Source organism: Pseudomonas sp. HMSC067G02 (assembly GCF_001813485.1).
GTDB lineage: Bacteria > Pseudomonadota > Gammaproteobacteria > Pseudomonadales > Pseudomonadaceae > Pseudomonas > Pseudomonas aeruginosa.
This window is the reverse complement of sequence record NZ_KV812728.1, coordinates 133,936-149,531: the sequence shown is the minus strand read 5'-3', so window position 1 is coordinate 149,531 and position 15,596 is coordinate 133,936. Positions and strand designations below refer to the sequence as shown.

Annotated in this window: 12 protein-coding genes; all 12 read left to right on the top strand. The window is 68.6% G+C overall.

Annotated features, from left to right (window positions below):
• Positions 1–25: 25 nt before the first annotated feature.
• Complete coding sequence (locus tag HMPREF2914_RS28730) at positions 26–988, top strand: isopenicillin N synthase family dioxygenase (protein WP_003128351.1); 963 nt, start codon at positions 26–28, stop codon at positions 986–988.
• A gap of 104 nt (positions 989–1,092) precedes the next feature.
• Positions 1,093–2,043, top strand: a complete 951-nt coding sequence (locus tag HMPREF2914_RS28725; RefSeq protein ID WP_003083850.1) for an adenosine deaminase — start codon at positions 1,093–1,095, stop codon at positions 2,041–2,043.
• Between the two features lie 196 nt (positions 2,044–2,239).
• Positions 2,240–2,785 (top strand): RNA polymerase sigma factor, encoded by a 546-nt coding sequence (locus HMPREF2914_RS28720; protein ID WP_003112642.1) that lies wholly within the window; start codon positions 2,240–2,242, stop codon positions 2,783–2,785.
• Positions 2,782–3,777, top strand: coding sequence for a FecR family protein (locus tag HMPREF2914_RS28715; RefSeq protein ID WP_023092265.1), 996 nt, complete (start codon positions 2,782–2,784; stop codon positions 3,775–3,777). Before HMPREF2914_RS28720 ends, HMPREF2914_RS28715 begins: the two co-directional genes overlap by 4 nt.
• A gap of 147 nt (positions 3,778–3,924) precedes the next feature.
• A complete protein-coding gene (locus tag HMPREF2914_RS28710; RefSeq protein WP_009877357.1) occupies positions 3,925–6,312 on the top strand; it encodes a TonB-dependent siderophore receptor in 2,388 nt (795 codons plus the stop codon).
• Positions 6,313–6,584: 272 nt separating this feature from the next.
• A complete protein-coding gene (gene pcaQ / locus HMPREF2914_RS28705) occupies positions 6,585–7,502 on the top strand; it encodes a pca operon transcription factor PcaQ (RefSeq protein WP_023092266.1) in 918 nt (305 codons plus the stop codon).
• Positions 7,503–7,636: 134 nt separating this feature from the next.
• A complete protein-coding gene (gene pcaH / locus HMPREF2914_RS28700) occupies positions 7,637–8,356 on the top strand; it encodes a protocatechuate 3,4-dioxygenase subunit beta (RefSeq protein WP_003102187.1) in 720 nt (239 codons plus the stop codon).
• A 10-nt stretch (positions 8,357–8,366) separates the two neighbouring features.
• Complete coding sequence (pcaG, locus tag HMPREF2914_RS28695; protein WP_003111471.1) at positions 8,367–8,972, top strand: protocatechuate 3,4-dioxygenase subunit alpha; 606 nt, start codon at positions 8,367–8,369, stop codon at positions 8,970–8,972.
• A gap of 215 nt (positions 8,973–9,187) precedes the next feature.
• Positions 9,188–10,027 carry an IclR family transcriptional regulator domain-containing protein gene (locus tag HMPREF2914_RS28690; RefSeq protein WP_003083866.1) on the top strand — a complete coding sequence of 280 codons (840 nt, stop codon included), beginning with the start codon at positions 9,188–9,190 and terminating at the stop codon, positions 10,025–10,027.
• Positions 10,028–10,179: 152 nt separating this feature from the next.
• A complete protein-coding gene (gene triA, locus HMPREF2914_RS28685; RefSeq protein ID WP_031276749.1) occupies positions 10,180–11,331 on the top strand; it encodes a triclosan efflux RND transporter adaptor protein TriA in 1,152 nt (383 codons plus the stop codon).
• Complete coding sequence (gene triB / locus HMPREF2914_RS28680) at positions 11,328–12,398, top strand: triclosan efflux RND transporter adaptor protein TriB (protein ID WP_003083872.1); 1,071 nt, start codon at positions 11,328–11,330, stop codon at positions 12,396–12,398. The genes triA and triB overlap by 4 nt, the downstream gene beginning before the upstream one ends.
• Positions 12,395–15,442 carry a triclosan efflux RND transporter permease subunit TriC gene (triC, locus tag HMPREF2914_RS28675; protein WP_003083874.1) on the top strand — a complete coding sequence of 1,016 codons (3,048 nt, stop codon included), beginning with the start codon at positions 12,395–12,397 and terminating at the stop codon, positions 15,440–15,442. The genes triB and triC overlap by 4 nt, the downstream gene beginning before the upstream one ends.
• The last annotated feature ends 154 nt before the right edge of the window (positions 15,443–15,596 follow it).

Genomic DNA, 15,596 nt, shown 5'->3' with positions numbered 1-15,596 from the left:
ACAGGGCCCATCGAGGAGAGCGCGATTGGACCGTCTACCCATCATCGACATCGCCCCGCTCTACGGCGCCGACCGTGGCGCCTGGAACGACGTGGCGCGGCGGATCGACCAGGCCTGCCGCGAGTGGGGCTTCTTCTACATCGCCGGACACCCGTTGCCGGCCGCGCGCTTCGAAGCCCTGTTGGCGGCGGCGCGGGAGTTCTTCGCGCTGCCCGTCGAAGAGAAGCTGAAGATCGATATCACCCGTAGCCGCAACCATCGCGGCTATGGCGCGATCGCCACCGAGCAGCTCGACCCGGCGTTGCCCAGCGACTTCAAGGAGACCTTCGACATGGCCCTGCACCTGCCGGCGGAGCATCCCGACGTGCGCGCCGGCAAGTCCTTCTACGGGCCCAACCGACACCCCGACCTGCCCGGTTGGGAGGCCCTGCTGGAAGGACACTATGCCGACATGCTGGCGCTGGCCCGTACCGTGCTGCGCGCCCTGGCCATCGCCCTGGGGATCGAGGAGGACTTCTTCGACCGCCGCTTCGAGCAGCCGGTCAGCGTATTCCGCCTGATCCACTATCCGCCGGCCGCCGCCCGGCAGAGCGCCGACCAGCCCGGCGCCGGCGCGCACACCGACTACGGCTGCGTGACCCTGCTCTACCAGGACGCCGCCGGTGGCCTGCAAGTGCAGAACCGCCAGGGCGAATGGATCGACGCGCCGCCCATCGACGGCACCTTCGTGGTCAACATCGGCGACATGATGGCGCGCTGGAGCAACGACCGTTACCGCTCGACCCCGCACCGGGTGATCAGCCCGCGCGGGGTGCATCGCTACTCCATGCCGTTCTTCGCCGAACCGCACATGGACACCGAGATCCGCTGCCTGCCGGGCTGCTTCGACGCGGACAACCCGCCGAAGTATCCGCCGACCACCTGTGGCGAGTGGCTGACCTCGCGCTTCGCGCAGACCTATGCCTATCGGCGCGGCGAAACGGCCTGAGCCGCCCGTCGCGCGCGGGAGCGGCTCGCGGGTTTCCCTCGGGCCTGACTCCCGGGACAGGTTAAACTTGCCGGCAAAGACCAGCCTGATCGAGAACCCACCCCATGTACGAATGGCTCAACGCCTTGCCCAAGGCCGAACTGCACCTGCACCTGGAAGGTACCCTGGAGCCGGAGCTGCTGTTCGCCCTCGCCGAGCGCAACCGCATCGCCCTGCCCTGGAACGACGTCGAGACCCTGCGCAAGGCCTACGCCTTCAACAACCTGCAGGAATTCCTCGACCTCTACTACGCCGGCGCCGACGTGCTGCGCACCGAGCAGGACTTCTACGACCTGACCTGGGCCTACCTGCAGAAGTGCAAGGCGCAGAACGTCGTCCACGTCGAGCCGTTCTTCGACCCGCAGACCCACACCGATCGCGGCATTCCCTTCGAGGTGGTGCTCGCCGGCATCCGCGCCGCGCTGCAGGACGGCGAGAAGCTGCTGGGCATCCGCCATGGGCTGATCCTCAGCTTCCTCCGCCACCTCAGCGAGGAACAGGCGCAGAAAACCCTCGACCAGGCGCTGCCGTTCCGCGACGCCTTCATCGCCGTCGGCCTCGACAGCTCGGAAGTCGGGCATCCGCCGAGCAAGTTCCAGCGGGTCTTCGACCGCGCCCGCAGCGAAGGCTTCCTCACCGTCGCCCATGCCGGCGAAGAGGGGCCGCCCGAGTACATCTGGGAAGCCCTCGACCTGCTCAAGGTCGAGCGCATCGACCACGGCGTGCGCGCCTTCGAGGACGAGCGGCTGATGCGGCGGCTGATCGACGAACAGATCCCGCTGACCGTCTGCCCGCTGTCCAACACCAAGCTCTGCGTGTTCGACGACATGAGCCAGCACACCATCCTCGACATGCTCGAACGCGGCGTGAAGGTGACGGTGAACTCCGATGACCCGGCCTACTTCGGCGGCTATGTCACCGAGAACTTCCATGCCTTGCAGCAGAGCCTGGGAATGACCGAGGAGCAGGCCAGGCGCCTGGCGCAGAACAGCCTGGATGCGCGCCTGGTGAAGTGAGGGGCGGCGCGCCGGGCAACCCGGCGCGCGACCCGCAAGGCGTTTCGTCGTCGCCGGCTTCTCGGTATTGATGATAAGAATTATCATTTGCGGGCTGCTCAGCATTCCCATGGCGCCGCCCCGGCGCCGGCTTTCGTGCAGCCGTCCCTCACCGATGCCCGACCGCGACCTACCCTCCGGCCCGCGCCCGGATGCCTTGCCGGCAGACGGCGAGGCGGCGCGCCGCGCGGATCTGCTCAAGGCCTTCCTGGCCCAGCGCCAGCGCATGGAAAGCCTGGTCAGCCGCTGGGTCGGCTGCCGGGCGACCGCCGCCGACCTGGTCCAGGAACTGTTCCTGCGCTTCTGGCGGCGCCCGGCCGCCCCGGTGGAGGAGCTTGGCAGCTACCTCCTGCGCAGCGCGCGCAACCTGGCCATCGATCACTTGCGTGGCGAAGGATCGCGGCAGCGGCAACTGGACGACTGGCTGCCGGAGCAGCGCCAGGGCGAGCCGGTCGGTCCCGAGCAGGCGCTCGAGGCCGGCGACCAGTGGCGCCGGGTCGAGGCCGCCTTGCGCGGCCTGCCCGAGCGGACCCGGCGGATTTTCCTGCTCAATCGCATCCACGGCCGCACCTACGCGGAGATCGCCCAGGCCATGCAGCTTTCCCAAAGCGCCGTGGAAAAACATATGATGCGCGCCCTCGACGCCTGCAAGGCGAGCCTGGCCGGCCCGGCCGGCGAGCAGGCAAGGAGCGCCCAGCCATGACCCGACCCGATAGCGACGCCGCGCCCTACGATCCCGTCCTCGAGCAGACCGCCCAGGCCTGGCTGGTGCGCCTGCGCGGTACGCCGGATGCGGCGACCCGGCGGGCCTTCGAGGACTGGCTGGCGCAGCGGCCGGCGCATGCCGAGGCCTATGCCCGCGCCGAGGCGCTCTGGCGCCTGACGGAAATACCGGCGAGCCGCCTGGCCATCGAAGAGGCCGATGCCCTGGAAGCCTACCTGCGGCCGCGCCGAGCGTCGCGCAACCCGCGGCGCTGGGCCTACCCGCTGGCCAGCGTCGCCTGCCTGCTGGCGATGCTCTGGCTGGGCGGCTGGTGGCAGCCCGGCGACTGGCTGCAGGACTGGCGTGCCGACTATGTCGCCGCGCCGGGACAGGTCGCCGAATGGAAGCTGGCCGATGGCTCCTACCTGAGCCTGGACGCCGGCAGCGCGGTGCGCGTGCGTATCGACGGCGGCCAGCGGCGGGTCGAACTGCTGCGCGGCGCCGCCGCGTTGCGGGTGAAGCGCGACACGCTGCCATTCGTGGTCGAGGCCGGCGAAGGCCGGGCGCGGGTACTGGGCACCGAGTTCGAGGTCCGTCGCGGCGCCGGGGAGACCCGCGTCACCGTGCTGCAAGGGCGGGTCGCGGTGAGCGCCGGCACGGGCGCGGGCGCCGCCGAGGAAGTGCTGGGCGCCGGCCAGCAGGTCGGCTTCGCCGACGGCAGGCTGGGCCGGACCGTGGCCATCGACGCCGCCGCCGCGCTGGCCTGGCGCCAGGGCTGGCTGAGCTTCTACCGGCGGCCGCTGGCGGAAGTGCTCGACGAACTCGCTCGCTACTACCCCGGACGCATTCTCCTGCTCGACGACGCGCTCGGCCGCCAGCCGGTCAGCGGCAGCTTCCGCAGCGACGATCCCGAAGCCGCGCTGAAGTCGCTGCAGGCGGTGCTCGGCTATCGCCAGCAGATCCTGTTCGGACGCCTGGTGGTGATTCGCTGACGGCGGCCCCGCTCCGTTTGGCCGCAGGAATCTTTCCCGGCGAAGAATTTTTTTGCGCTGGGGGGTGAGGTAAATCCGGCGCCGCTTCGTGTAGTGCTCATGACCGCGATTGATTCGCATTAGAAAAGCGACCGACACGAGCAACCCATGACCCCCTTCCCGCGCTTCGCCCTGCGTACTCTCCCCGCCCTGTTCCTCAGCCTCGGCTGTCTCGCCGCCACCGTGCAGGCCGCCGAGGCGGTTCGCTACCGCTTCAGCCAGGCTGCCGCGCCGCTGGCACAGGCGCTCAACGCGTTCAGCCGGGCCAGCGGGCAGACGCTGCTCTACACCGCCGAGCTGCCGCCGCAGGCGACCGCCCCGGCATTGCACGGTTCGCTGGACGCGGAGGAGGCGCTGCAACGCCTGCTGCAGGGCAGCGGCCTGCGCGCGCGGCGGATCGACGAGCGCACCCTGACCCTGGAACCGATCCCCGCCAGCGGCGCGCTCGACCTCGATGCCACGACGGTGTCCGCCGCCGCCCCGGCGCAGGGCTACCGGCCGGCGGCCAACGCCTCGATCAGTCGCGGCGATGCGCCGCTACTGGAAATCCCCCAGGCGATCAGCGTGGTCCCGGCACAGGCGCTGCAGGACCAGCGCCCGCGCAACCTTGACGACGCGCTGGGCAACATCAGCGGCATCACCCAGGCCAACACCCTCGGCGGTACCCAGGACGCGGTGATGAAACGCGGCTTCGGCGACAACCGCGACGGCTCGATCATGCGCGACGGCATGCCCTCGGTGCAGGGCCGCAATTTCACCGCCACCGCCGACCACGTCGAGGTGCTGAAGGGGCCTGCATCCCTGCTCTATGGCATCCAGGACCCGGGCGGGGTGGTCAACGTGGTGAGCAAGAAGCCGCAACTGCAACAAGCCAACGCCCTGACCCTGCGTGGCTCGGCCTACGCCCACGGGCGCAACGGCAGCGGCGGCCAGCTCGACTCCACCGGCCCGCTGGGCGACAGCGGACTGGCCTACCGGATGATCCTCGATCATGAGGACGAGGATTACTGGCGCGACTTCGGCAAGAGTCGCGAGACGCTGGTGGCGCCCTCGCTGGCCTGGTACGGCGAGGACACGACGGTCAACCTGAGCTACGAGCACCGCGAGTTCACCACGCCGTTCGACCGTGGCACGGCCATCGACCCGCGTACCAACCGCCCGCTGGACATCCCGCGCAGCCGGCGCCTGGACGAGCCCTTCAACATCACCGAGGGCCGTTCCGAGCTGACCCGCCTGGATCTCGAACGGCAGCTCGACGACACCTGGAAGGCCCACTTCGGCTACGGCTACAGTCGCGAGACCTACGACGACAACCAGGCCCGGGTGATGGCCGTGAATGCCGACGGCACCCTGACCCGGCGCATGGACGGCACCCACGGCGCGGTCAGCAGCGACAGCTTCGCCACCCTCGGCCTGAGCGGAACGCTGCAACTGGCCGGGATGCAACATGACCTGCAATTCGGCATGGACCACGAGAAGCGCAAGATCTTCCGCGCCGACCTGCTGCGCGACAGCAAGACCAGCCGCTTCGACTACCTCGACCCGGTCTATGGCCAGGTGGTGCCGTCGACCCGGGTGGTCGCCGGCGACAGCGACCAGACCGACAAGCTGCGCAGCGACTCGCTGTATTTCCAGGACTCGATCCACCTGGACGAACGCTGGATCCTGGTCGGCGGCGCGCGCTACCAGATCTACGACCAGCTCGCCGGGCGCGGCCGGCCGTTCAACGCCAACACCGATATCAACGGGCAGAAATGGGTGCCGCGCGGCGGCCTGGTCTACCGCCTGAGCGACGAGGTTTCGCTGTACGGCAGCTACACGCGCTCGTTCAAGCCGAACTCGACCATCGCCCCGCTGAGCACCGGCGAGACCATCGATTCGGCGATCCTGCCGGAGGAGGCGACCTCCTGGGAGCTGGGCGCCAAGCTGGATCTGCCGGGGCGTCTCAGCGGCACCCTGGCGCTGTTCGACATCCGTAAGAAGAACGTGCTGGTCAACGAACTCGACGGTGCCGGCAACAGCAGCGTGCGCGCCGCCGGCCGGGTCCGCTCGCGCGGCCTGGAGCTGGACCTCACCGGCCAGCTCAGCGAACGCTGGAGCCTGATCGGCAGCTACGCCTGGCTCGCCGCGGAAGTCACCGAGGACCCGACCCTGGAGGGCAAGCGCCTGCAGAACGTGGCGCGCAACACCGCGTCGCTGTCGGCGGTCTACGAACTCGGCCAGCTCTTCGGCGGCGACCGCCTGCGCCTGGGCGGCGGCGCGCGCTACGTCGGCAAGCGCCCGGGCGACCCGGCCAATTCCTTCGACCTGCCGTCCTACACCGTGGCCGATGCCTTCGCCAGCTACGACACCCGCTTCGGCGGACACGGCGTGAAGTTCCAGCTCAACGTGAAGAACCTGTTCGACCGCACCTACTACCCGTCCAGTGCCAATCGCCTGTACGTGGCGATGGGCGAGCCTCGGCAGTTCCAGCTGTCGACGACGGTGGAGTTCTGAGTCGGCGCTCGTTCCTGGCGGGGTTCCTGGCGTCCTCCTGGACGATGGGAGGCCTCTCCCGCCCTCTGGCCAGGCAGGGAGAAGGGCCGCCGCGGTGCTGCCCGGCGCAGGATCGGTGAATCGTTCCGTTCGACGATGCTCCATCCAGTGCCTTCTCCCTTCAGGGAGAGGGACGCGGAGCAGCGCCAGGGCGCGATCTCATCGCACGCCACCTCGTCCCCAACCTGCCCGTTGGGTACCATGCCCGCACCACTCGCCGCCACGGCCACCCCATGAACCTCGACAACCGCATCAAGTTCCGCCACCTCGCCTGCTTCCTCGAAGTCGCCCGCCAGCGCAGCTTCGCCAAGGCGGCGGACGCCGTGGCGGTGTCGCAGCCGGCGATCTCCAAGACCCTCAAGGAACTGGAGGAAATCCTCGGCGCGCGGCTGTTCGAACGGAGCAAGGCCGGCGCCGAGCTGACCGAGGCGGGGGTGACCTTCCTGCGCTATGCCGGCCCCTGCGTGCAGGCCCTGCGCGACGGGGTGAACACCCTGCGCGGCCACGAGGCGCAGGTCGAGACGGTGCGGGTCGGCGTGCTGTCGACGGTGGAGAGCCTGGTGGTGCCCGAGGTGATCCGGCGCCTGCACCGGCGCCACGGTGCGCTGGTGGTCAGCGTCGCCACCGGCCCCAGCGCCTACCTGCTGGCGCAACTGAAGGTCGGCGAGCTGGACCTGGTGGTCGGGCGGATGACCGATAGCCCGGACATCCAGGGCCTGACCTTCGAGCACCTGTACAGCGAGTCGATGATGCTGGTGGTGCGTCCCGGCCACCCCTTGCTCGCCGCGCCCCTCGGCGACCTGCAGCGGCTGGCCGAATTCCCACTGGTGCTGCCGCTGGCCGGCACCACCATCCGCCGCCACGCCGACAGCCTGTTCGTGCAATGGGGCATCCCGCTCGCCGGACAGCGCCTGGAAACCCTCTCGCCGACCCTCAGCCGCAGCTATGTGTTGCGCAGCGAGGCGATCTGGGTGGCGCCGCGCGATGCCGTGCGCCTGGACGTCGGCAATGGCGAGCTGGCCGAGCTGGACCTGGGTATCCGCGAACCGGGCGGTTCGGTCGGGCTGTGCCACAACGCGGCCTTGCCGTTGCCACTGGGGGCGCAATGGTTCAGCGCGGTGTTGCGCGAGATGGCCGCCGAGTTGCACTGATGAAGCATAACCAAATGGTTATGTATAGGGCCGGATAATTCACTGTCCCCGCCCCGCCTCCTGCGCAAGACTTCGTTTTCCATGCCTGAATCCACAAGCCTGGCGACCGATAACGCGAATAACAGGAGCCCGACATGCACGACGCCGAAAGCCGTCGTTTCGTCATCCGTGACCGAAACTGGCACCCCAAAGCCCTGACCCCCGACTACAAGACCTCCGTGCCGCGCTCGCCGAGCCAGGCACTGGTGAGCATCCCGCAATCGCTCTCGGAAACCAGCGGGCCGGACTTCTCCCACCTCAGGCTCGGCCGCCACGACAACGACCTGCTGCTCAACTTCGACCACGGCGGCCTGCCCCAGGGCGAGCGCATCATCATGTTCGGCCGGGTCTTCGACCAGTACGGCAAGCCGGTCCCGCACACCCTGGTGGAGATGTGGCAGGCCAATGCCGGCGGGCGCTACCGGCACAAGAACGACCGCTACCTGGCGCCGCTCGACCCGAACTTCGGCGGCGTCGGCCGGACCCTCACCGACAGCGAGGGCCACTATTACTTCCGCACCATCAAGCCCGGGCCCTATCCCTGGCGCAACGGCCCCAACGACTGGCGTCCGGCGCACATCCACGTGTCCGTCAGCGGCCCGGCGATCGCCGCGCGGCTGGTCACCCAGATGTACTTCGAGGGCGACCCGCTGATCCCCAAGTGCCCGATCATCCGCACCCTTGCCGACCCGGAGGCGGCGCAGAGCCTGATCGGCCGGCTCGACATGAGCATGGCCAACCCGATGGATTGCCTGGCCTACCGCTTCGACATCGTCCTGCGCGGGCAGCGCAAGACCTTCTTCGAGAACGCCTGAGGAGCCGACCATGAGCCACGAACTGCTGCGGGAAACCCCTTCCCAGACCGCCGGTCCCTACGTCCACATCGGCCTGGCGCTGGCCGCCGCCGGCAACCCGACCCGCGACCTGGAGATCTGGAACCGCATGGCCCGCGAAGGCGCGCCGGGCCAGCACATCCTCCTGCTCGGCCACGTCTACGACGGCAACGGCCACCTGGTGCGCGACTCGTTCCTGGAGTTCTGGCAGGCCGACAGCGAAGGCCGCTACCAGGAGCGCTACGATCCGGAGCGACCGTTCAACAGCTTCGGCCGCACCGCCACCACCTTCGATGCCGGCGAGTGGACCCTGCACACGGTCAAGCCGGGGGTGGTGCGTAACGCCCAGGGCGTGCCGATGGCGCCGCACATCAACGTCTCGCTGTTCGCCCGCGGCATCAACATCCACTTGCAGACCCGGCTGTACTTCGATGACGAGGCCGAGGCCAACGCCGCCTGTCCGGTGCTCAACCTGATCGAGCAGGCGCCGCGTCGCGACACCCTGCTCGCGCGGCGCTGCGAAGTGGACGGACAGCTCGCCTACCGTTTCGACATCCGCATCCAGGGCGACAACGAGACGGTGTTCTTCGACTTCTAGGCGCATCGATCGCGCGGGACGCGCGGGAAGGAAGGGCGCCCTTGCCGGAGCGGCAAGGGCGTACCCAGAACCCGCCGATGGGTACCTGACATTACTCCCGGAGGGCGATGGGTAGCCCCGACAGTACTACAGTCGGAGGCGCTCCGGTCAATTGCGATGATCGAACGAGTGTCCGATAATCGGCGAGCCTTTCCGTGACCCGAGCCCGAACGTCCATGAGCGAACTCCCGGAACACCCCGCCACCCTGGCGCCGCCGACCGTCCTTTCGCCAGCCAAGCGCATCGAGGCCTTCACCGGCGATCCCAACTTCATGACCTCGCTGGCCCGTGGCCTGGCGGTGATCCATGCGTTCCAGGAGCGCAAGCGGCACCTGACCATCGCCCAGATCAGCCACCGCACCGAGATACCCCGCGCCGCCGTGCGTCGCTGCCTGCACACGCTGATGCAGCTTGGCTACGCCACCACCGACGGGCGCACCTACTCGCTGTTGCCGAAGGTGCTCACCCTCGGTCACGCCTACCTGTCGTCGACGCCGCTGGCGATCACTGCGCAGCCGATCCTCGACCGCCTCAGCGAACAGCTCCACGAAGCCTGTTCGATGGCCACCCTGGAGGGCGACGACGTGCTCTACATCGCCCGTTCGGCCACTCCCCAGCGGCTGATTTCGGTGGACCTCAACGTCGGCAGCCGGCTGCCCGCCTATTGCACCTCGATGGGCCGCATCCTCCTCGCCGCGCTGGACGACGACGCGCTGCACGCCTACTTCGGCGGAGTGGAGATGCAGGCCAAGACCAGCCGTACCCTGTATACCCCCGAGACCCTGCTGCCGTGCCTGGTGGAGATTCGTCGCCAGGGCTGGTGCATCGTCGACCAGGAGCTGGAAGTCGGCCTGCGCTCGCTGGCGGTGCCGGTACGCGACTCCGCCGGCCATGTGCTCGCCGCGCTGAACGTCGGCACCCATGCCGGGCGGGTCTCCCGCGCCGAACTGGAAAGTCGCTTCCTGCCGTTGCTGCTGGAGGCCAGCCGCGAGCTGAGCGCGCGCCTGTTCACCTGACGCCGGAGGCGATCCCCTCCACAAGTTTGGAAAAGGAACCCCCGCTTCCATCTGATAGTCGCAATCCTTGGGGACGCGGCTAGAATCCCTGCCAATTCTGGGAGTTTCCGGCCGTATCGGCCGGTATCTGTATGGATCGCGAAGGGGAAGGCATGTCAGACGCCAGAGGCGCTTTTCATTCCAAAGGTCGCTGGTCGCGGATGGCGCTGCCCGCCATCCTGTGCGCCAGCCTGCTTGTCGGTTGCGGCGCCGAGCCGCCCGCCGAGGAACACGTCCGTGTGCTGGCGCAGACGGTGAAGATGGCCGAGTTCGCCTCGGCCACCTCGATCACCGGCGACATCCAGGCACGGGTACAGGCCGACCAGTCGTTCCGTGTCGGCGGCAAGATCGTCGAGCGCCTGGTCGATGTCGGCGACCACGTCGCGGCTGGCCAGGTGCTGGCGCGGCTCGACCCGCAGGACCAGCGCAGCAACGTGGAGAACGCCCAGGCGGCGGTCGCCGCGCAGCAGGCGCAGTCGAAGCTCGCCGACCTCAACTACCAGCGGCAGAAGGCGCTGCTGCCCAAGGGCTACACCAGCCAGAGCGAGTACGACCAGGCGCTGGCCTCGGTGCGCAGCGCGCAGAGTTCGCTGAAGGCCGCCCAGGCGCAGTTGGCCAGCGCCCGCGACCTGCTTTCCTATACCGAGCTGCGTGCCTCCGACGCCGGGGTCATCACCGCCCGCCAGGCCGAGGTCGGCCAGGTGGTGCAGGCCACCGTGCCGATCTTCACCCTGGCCCGCGACGGCGAGCGCGACGCGGTGTTCAACGTCTACGAGTCGTTGTTCAGCCACGATGTCGACGGCCAGCGGATCACCGTCAGCCTGCTCGGCAAGCCGGAAGTCACCGCCAGCGGCAAGGTCCGCGAGATCACCCCGACGGTGGACGAGCGCAGCGGTACGCTGAAGGTCAAGGTCGGCCTCGACTCGGTGCCGGCGGAAATGAGCCTCGGCAGCGTGGTCAACGCCAGCGTCGCCGCGCCGGCCGCGCACAGCGTGGTGCTGCCCTGGTCGGCGCTGTCCAAGGTCGGCGAGCAGCCGGCGGTCTGGTTGCTCGACCAGCAAGGCAAGGCGCGCCTGCAACCGGTGCGGGTGGCACGCTACGCCAGCGAGAAGGTGGTCATCGACGGTGGCCTGGAGGCGGGCCAGACAGTGGTCACGGTGGGCGGCCAACTGCTCCATCCGGGCCAGGTGGTCGAGGTGGCCCAGCCGCCGCAGCCGACCCAGAGCACCGCCAGCCGCGACGCCGTGGGCGGAGGCCAGCCATGAAGCCGTTTTCCCTCGCCGGCCTGTTCGGCTTCGCCCTGCTCCTCTCCGGCTGCGGCGACGAGCCGCCGCCGGCACCGCCGCGGCCGGTGCTGACGGTGACCGTGAAGACCCTGAAGAACGACGACCTCGGTCGCTTCGCCGGGAGCATCCAGGCGCGCTACGAGAGCGTGCTCGGCTTCCGCACCAACGGACGGATCGCCTCGCGCCTGTTCGACGTCGGTGACTTCGTCGGCAAGGGCGCGCTGCTGGCAACCCTCGACCCCACCGACCAGCAGAACCAGTTGCGCGCCAGCCAGGGCGACCTGGCCAGCGCCGAGGCGCAGTTGATCGACGCCCAGGCCAATGCCCGGCGCCAGGAAGAACTGTTCGCCCGCAGCGTCACCGCCCAGGCGCGCCTGGACGATGCGCGGACCCGCCTGAAGACCAGCCAGGCCAGCTTCGACCAGGCCAAAGCGGCGGTGCAGCAGGCCAGGGACCAGCTTTCCTACACGCGCCTGGTGACCGATTTCGACGGCGTCATTACCACCTGGCACGCCGAGGCCGGGCAAGTGGTCAGCGCCGGCCAGGCGGTGGTCACCCTGGCCCGGCCCGAAGTGCGCGAGGCAGTCTTCGACCTGCCCACCGAGGTCGCCGAGAGCCTGCCGGCCGACGCGCGCTTCCTGGTCAGCGCCCAGCTCGACCCGCAGGCCAGGACCACCGGCAGCATCCGCGAGCTGGGTCCGCAGGCCGACGCCTCGACCCGCACCCGTCGCGTGCGCCTGAGCCTGGCGCAGACGCCGGAGGCGTTCCGCCTCGGCTCGACCATCCAGGTCCAGCTGAGCAGCGCCGGTAGCGTGCGCAGCGTGCTGCCGGCCAGCGTGCTGCTGGAACGCGACGGCAAGACCCAGGTCTGGGTCGTCGATGGGAAACAGTCCAGCGTGGCCCTGCGCGAGGTACAGGTGCTCAGCCGCGACGAACGCCAGGTGGTGATCGGACAGGGCCTGGCCGACGGCGACCGGGTGGTCCGCGCCGGAGTCAACAGCCTCAAGCCCGGCCAGAAGATCAAACTCGACGAGGATGCGCGATGAAGGGCGGTTTCAACCTGTCGGACTGGGCCCTGCGCCACCAGTCCCTGGTCTGGTACCTGATGGCGGTATCGCTGGTGATGGGCGTGTTCTCCTACCTCAACCTGGGGCGCGAGGAGGATCCCTCGTTCGCCATCAAGACCATGGTCATCCAGACCCGCTGGCCGGGCGCCACGGTGGACGACACCCTGGAGCAGGTCACCGACCGCATCGAGAAGAAGCTCGAGGAGCTGGACTCGCTGGATTACGTGAAGAGCTACACGCGACCCGGCGAATCGACGGTCTTCGTCTACCTCAAGGACACCACCAAGGCCGGCGACATCCCGGATATCTGGTACCAGGTGCGCAAGAAGATCTCCGACATCCAGGGGGAATTCCCCCAGGGCATCCAGGGACCGGGTTTCAACGACGAGTTCGGCGACGTGTTCGGCAGCGTCTACGCCTTCACCGCCGACGGCCTGGACTTCCGCCAGCTGCGCGACTACGTGGAGAAGGTGCGCCTGGACATCCGCTCGGTGAAAGACCTGGGCAAGGTGCAGATGATCGGTGCGCAGAACGAGGTCATCTACCTCAACTTCTCTACCCGCAAGCTGGCCGCCCTCGGTCTCGACCAGCGCCAGGTCGTGCAGAGCCTGCAGGCGCAGAACGCGGTGACTCCGTCGGGCGTGGTCGAGGCCGGCCCCGAGCGCATCTCGGTGCGCACCTCCGGCAACTTCCGTTCGGAAAAGGACCTGCAGGCGGTCAACCTGCGGGTCAACGATCGTTTCTACCGGCTGTCCGACCTGGCCAGCATCAGCCGCGATTTCGTCGACCCGCCGACCTCGCTGTTCCGCTACAAGGGCGAGCCGGCCATCGGCCTGGCGGTGGCGATGAAGGAGGGTGGCAATATCCTCGAGTTCGGCGAGGCGCTCAATGCGCGCATGCAGGAGATCACCGGCGAACTGCCGGTCGGGGTCGGCGTGCACCAGGTGTCGAACCAGGCCCAGGTGGTGAAGAAGGCGGTCGGCGGTTTCACCCAGGCGCTGTTCGAGGCGGTGGTGATCGTCCTCATCGTCAGCTTCGTCAGCCTCGGCCTGCGCGCCGGGCTGGTGGTGGCCTGCTCGATCCCGCTGGTGCTGGCGATGGTCTTCGTGTTCATGGAATACACCGACATCACCATGCAGCGGGTTTCCCTCGGCGCGCTGATCATCGCCCTCGGCCTGCTGGTGGACGATGCCATGATCACCGTGGAGATGATGATCACGCGCCTCGAACTGGGCGACTCGCTGCACGACTCGGCGACCTACGCCTACACCTCGACGGCCTTCCCGATGCTCACCGGGACCCTGGTGACGGTGGCCGGCTTCGTGCCCATCGGGCTCAACGCCAGCTCCGCCGGCGAGTACACCTTCACCCTGTTCGCGGTGATCGCCGTGGCCCTGCTGCTGTCGTGGATCGTCGCGGTGCTGTTCGCCCCGGTGATCGCCGTGCACATCCTGCCGAAGACTCTCAAGCACAAGTCGGAGCAGAAGAAGGGGCGCATCGCCGAGCGTTTCGACAGCCTGCTGCACCTGGCGATGCGCCGGCGCTGGACGACCATCTTCCTCACCGCGCTGCTGTTCGGCGTGTCGCTGTTCCTGATGAAGTTCGTCCAGCACCAGTTCTTCCCGTCTTCCGACCGTCCGGAACTGCTGGTCGACCTCAACCTGCCGCAGAACAGCAGCATCCACGAGACCAGGGCGGTGATGGACCGCCTGGAAGCGACGCTGAAGGACGACGAGGACATCGACCACTGGAGCGCCTACGTCGGCGAAGGCGCGATCCGCTTCTACCTGCCGCTGGACCAGCAGTTGCAGAACAACTTCTATGGCCAACTGGTGATCGTCACCAAGGACCTGGAGGCCCGCGAGCGCGTCGCCGCACGCCTGCGCGATCGCTTGCGCAAGGACTACGTCGGCATCAGCACCTACGTGCAGCCGCTGGAGATGGGGCCGCCGGTGGGACGGCCGATCCAGTACCGGGTCAGCGGACCGCAGATCGACAAGGTCCGCGAGTACGCCATGGGCCTGGCCGGCGTGCTCGACGGCAACCCGAACATCGGCGATATCGTCTACGACTGGAACGAGCCCGGGAAGATGCTCAAGATCGACATCGCCCAGGACAAGGCGCGCCAGCTCGGGCTGTCCTCCGAGGACGTGGCGCAGATCATGAACAGCGTGGTGACCGGCAGCGCGGTGACCCAGGTGCGCGACGACATCTACCTGGTGAACGTCATCGGCCGCGCCGAGGATAGCGAGCGCGGCTCGCTGGAGACCCTGGAGAGCCTGCAGATCGTCACGCCCAGCGGCACCTCGATCCCGCTCAAGGCGTTCGCCAAGGTCAGCTACGAGCTGGAGCAGCCGCTGGTGTGGCGCCGCGACCGCAAGCCGACGATCACGGTGAAGGCGTCGCTGCGCGGCGAGATCCAGCCCACCGACCTGGTCGCCCGGCTGGCGCCGGAGGTCAAGCGCTTCGCCGACGGCCTGCCGGCGAACTACCGGATCGAAGTGGGCGGCACGGTGGAGGAGAGCGGCAAGGCCGAGGGCCCGATCGCCAAGGTGGTGCCTCTGATGCTGTTCCTCATGGCGACCTTCCTGATGATCCAGTTGCAGAGCGTGCAGAAGCTGTTCCTGGTGGCCAGCGTCGCGCCGCTGGGGCTGATCGGGGTGGTCGCGGCGTTGCTGCCGACCGGCACGCCGATGGGCTTCGTGGCGATCCTCGGGATTCTCGCGCTGATCGGCATCATCATCCGCAACTCGGTGATCCTGGTGACCCAGATCGATGCCTTCGAGAAGGACGGCAAGACGCCCTGGGAGGCCGTGCTGGAAGCCACCCACCACCGCACCCGGCCGATCCTGCTGACGGCGGCGGCGGCCAGCCTGGGGATGATCCCCATCGCCCGCGAAGTGTTCTGGGGGCCGATGGCCTATGCGATGATCGGCGGCATCGTTGCCGCCACGCTGCTCACGCTGATCTTCCTGCCGGCGCTGTACGTCGCCTGGTACCGGATTCCGGAACCGGGACGCTGAGCGCGACGGAAGGGGAAGGGGGCGCCGCCGTAGCAGAGTCTGTGCGGGGGGGAAGGAGAGCGGACGGCGGGTGGGCCATCCGCCCCGACGCCGGGCAGGGTATGCCCGGCGTTGCTACGGCGACGGCGGCCAGTATAGGCAGCCCGGCGCCAGG

Coding starts and splice junctions, on each gene's coding strand:
- HMPREF2914_RS28725 (WP_003083850.1), top strand. CDS start 1,093: ATGTACGAATGGCTCAACGCCTTGCCCAAGGCCGAACTGCACCTGCAC.
- HMPREF2914_RS28715 (WP_023092265.1), top strand. CDS start 2,782: ATGACCCGACCCGATAGCGACGCCGCGCCCTACGATCCCGTCCTCGAG.
- HMPREF2914_RS28710 (WP_009877357.1), top strand. CDS start 3,925: ATGACCCCCTTCCCGCGCTTCGCCCTGCGTACTCTCCCCGCCCTGTTC.
- pcaQ (WP_023092266.1), top strand. CDS start 6,585: ATGAACCTCGACAACCGCATCAAGTTCCGCCACCTCGCCTGCTTCCTC.
- pcaH (WP_003102187.1), top strand. CDS start 7,637: ATGCACGACGCCGAAAGCCGTCGTTTCGTCATCCGTGACCGAAACTGG.
- pcaG (WP_003111471.1), top strand. CDS start 8,367: ATGAGCCACGAACTGCTGCGGGAAACCCCTTCCCAGACCGCCGGTCCC.
- HMPREF2914_RS28690 (WP_003083866.1), top strand. CDS start 9,188: ATGAGCGAACTCCCGGAACACCCCGCCACCCTGGCGCCGCCGACCGTC.
- triA (WP_031276749.1), top strand. CDS start 10,180: ATGTCAGACGCCAGAGGCGCTTTTCATTCCAAAGGTCGCTGGTCGCGG.
- triB (WP_003083872.1), top strand. CDS start 11,328: ATGAAGCCGTTTTCCCTCGCCGGCCTGTTCGGCTTCGCCCTGCTCCTC.
- triC (WP_003083874.1), top strand. CDS start 12,395: ATGAAGGGCGGTTTCAACCTGTCGGACTGGGCCCTGCGCCACCAGTCC.